Source organism: Burkholderia sp. LS-044 (assembly GCF_004803625.1).
GTDB classification, from domain to species: domain Bacteria; phylum Pseudomonadota; class Gammaproteobacteria; order Burkholderiales; family Burkholderiaceae; genus Burkholderia; species Burkholderia cepacia.
In genome coordinates this window covers 1-2,311 of the sequence record NZ_SSWO01000046.1, presented here as the reverse complement: position 1 = coordinate 2,311, position 2,311 = coordinate 1, and the positions used below count along the sequence as shown (strand labels likewise).

The 2,311-nt window shown below is 63.9% G+C and carries 3 protein-coding genes; 1 reads left to right on the top strand and 2 read right to left on the bottom strand.

What is annotated here, in order from left to right; translation table 11 throughout:
* Positions 1–67: 67 nt before the first annotated feature.
* On the bottom strand, positions 68–934 hold the full coding sequence (gene istB / locus E9536_RS41080) for an IS21-like element ISBcen28 family helper ATPase IstB (RefSeq protein WP_136473335.1): 867 nt from the start codon (positions 932–934) through the stop codon (positions 68–70).
* Positions 931–2,187: an IS21 family transposase gene (istA, locus tag E9536_RS41075; RefSeq protein ID WP_136473337.1), complete on the bottom strand. Its 1,257-nt coding sequence runs from the start codon at positions 2,185–2,187 to the stop codon at positions 931–933. Before istA ends, istB begins: the two co-directional genes overlap by 4 nt.
* Here istA and E9536_RS42010 point away from each other — a divergent pair.
* Positions 2,108–2,311: hypothetical protein (locus E9536_RS42010; protein WP_211097542.1), on the top strand; the 204-nt coding region annotated here is incomplete at its 3' end. The two genes, istA and E9536_RS42010, sit on opposite strands and share 80 nt — an antisense overlap.

The following is a 2,311-nucleotide window of genomic DNA, read 5'->3' as shown; positions in this document are numbered from 1 at the left end:
TGTCAACCTCGGACGTAATTTCCCCAGAAGTGTCGAAGTAAAATTCCCCACCCTGTTCGGACGGTGATCAACCGGCGACGTGATCGAATGGGTTCCTTCGGGGGCGGCCCGGGCGCCGGCGAGCCGGTTCAGCGGGCACGGGGTTCAGGGAAGACGGACGGTTGCGCAGATGGTCCGGCAGCAGATCGGCGTGTTCTCGCAGGCGGTATGATGTGCCTTCGATCTGCACGACGATCGCGTGGTGCAGCAGCCGGTCGAGCAACGCCGCGGCCACCACGCTGTCGCCGAACACGTCGCCCCATTCACCGAAGCTGCGATTGGACGTCAGGATGATCGCGCAGCGCTCGTAGCAGGCGTTGACGAGCTGGAAGAACAGGTTGCCGCCGTTGGAGCCGATGGGCAGGTAGCCGATCTCGTCGACGATGAGCAGGCTGTTACGGGCAAGGAAGCGCACGCGCTGCGCCAAGTTGCCTTCCCGTTCGGCCTTGGCCATCGAGTTCACGATCTCGGCCAGAGAGCCGAAGTAGACGCTCTTGCCCGCGCGTACGGCTTCCACGCCCAGCGCAATGGACAGGTGCGATTTGCCCGTGCCGGGCGGCCCCAGGAAGTGAACGGTCTGCCGTCGTTCGATGAACTCGAGTTGCGCAAGCGTCATGATGCGATCGCGATCCAGGCTCGGCTGGAAGCTGAAGTCGTAGCCGGCCAGCGTCTTGATCGTGCCGAGCCGCGCGGTCTGCAGCGCCATCTGGATGCGGCGTGTTTCGCGTGTCGTGAACTCCTCGCCCAGCAACGTTTCCAGCACTTCGAGCATCGAACTGTCGCCTTGCTCGAAGCGGTTCAGGGTGGCATCCAGCGTTTCGAGCGCGCGCGGCATGCGCAGGCCGACGAGATAGCGCCGGATGCGCTCCAGTGTCGAGTCAGGCATGCTGTTCATGCGGTCCTCCCGGCTTCTGCGAGACGTCTTGCGACCTGGTCATAGAACGACAAGGGCCGGCGAGCGACGCTCGCCGTCACCGATGGCACGGGGTGCCGTGCCGGCTGCTTACGCTGGTTTGCACGCCGATGACCGGGCAACAACGAGGTTCGTCGCCGGCCTTCCAACACGGGATGCACCGCCAGCAGTTCACCGTCCTCGTAGATACGGATCTCGTGAGCCAGACTGTGGACGTCGAGCACGCGCTTGCGCGTACGATCGGGCACGCTGTAGTAGTTGCCACCGACCGAGACGAGACCTTCGTGGCTCACGCGCCGCTCAAGCCGGATCACGCCGTTGAAGGTGCCGGCCGGCAACGCCTGCAGCGTAGGACGCTCCTCACTGAAGTGCTGAGCGACGACGCGGTGCGTGGTGCCGTGCACGCGGACATTGGCAACCGTGTCGAGCCACTCGCGCAGTTGGCGGTTCAGGTCGGCGAGGTTCTGGAAGCGGCGCGCCAGGAAGAAGTCCTGCCGGATATAGCGATACGGCCGCTCGACCTTGCCTTTGGTCTTGGCGCGATACGCCTTGCAGGCGCGCGGCGCGAAGCCGTAGTGCTGCGCAAACGCGACCAGCTTCGCGTTGTAGACGATGTGCTTCTCGACTTCGCCCAGCACGGCCGCCTTCATCCGGTCGTACAGAATCTCGCGCGGAGCGCCGCCGAGGTGCTCGAACGCTTCCATGTGGCAGCGCAGGACGGTCTGCAGGTCCTGATGCTCGACGAAACGTCCCCAGAGATAGCGGCTGTGCCCAAGCACGATCGAGAACAGCCAGATCGAACGCCGCTGGCCGGGCGCGTCATCGAACTCGACATTGAAGTGCGCGAAATCCACTTGAGCCTGATGACCGGCGGGCGTCTCAAAGCGCACCTCGAAGCCGCGTTGGCGCGGCGGCCGGACTTCCCGAACCAGGTCGCCCAGCGCCGTGCGGCCGCCGGCATACCCCATGGCCCGGATCTCGCGCAGCAGACGTTCGACGCTCAGGTCGGGAAACTCGCGTACACGTTCGGTGACGTAGTGGACGAACGGATCGACCACGCACGGTCGCGGCGCGCGCGGACCGTAACGCGGCGCCTGAACGCCATTCCTGATGTATTTACGAACGGTCTTGCGGTCCATACTCAGTCGAGCAGCGATGGCCGAAATACTCAGCCCTTGCCGATGCAATTCCAGAATCGTCATCACTTCCTCCAGCTCGACCACCGACACCCCCACGACGGATCTCAAGGGCGATATGGTCGGCGATCGACAGGACGGCGCCGCTACCGCGGCGCCGTCATATAAAAAACTGGGGAAAATTACTTCGACGAAAGTGGGGAGTATCTATCCGACGCTGACA

Bases quoted from the DNA above. Each gene is read 5' to 3' on its own strand.
- istB (WP_136473335.1), bottom strand. From the start codon at position 934: ATGAACAGCATGCCTGACTCGACACTGGAGCGCATCCGGCGCTATCTC.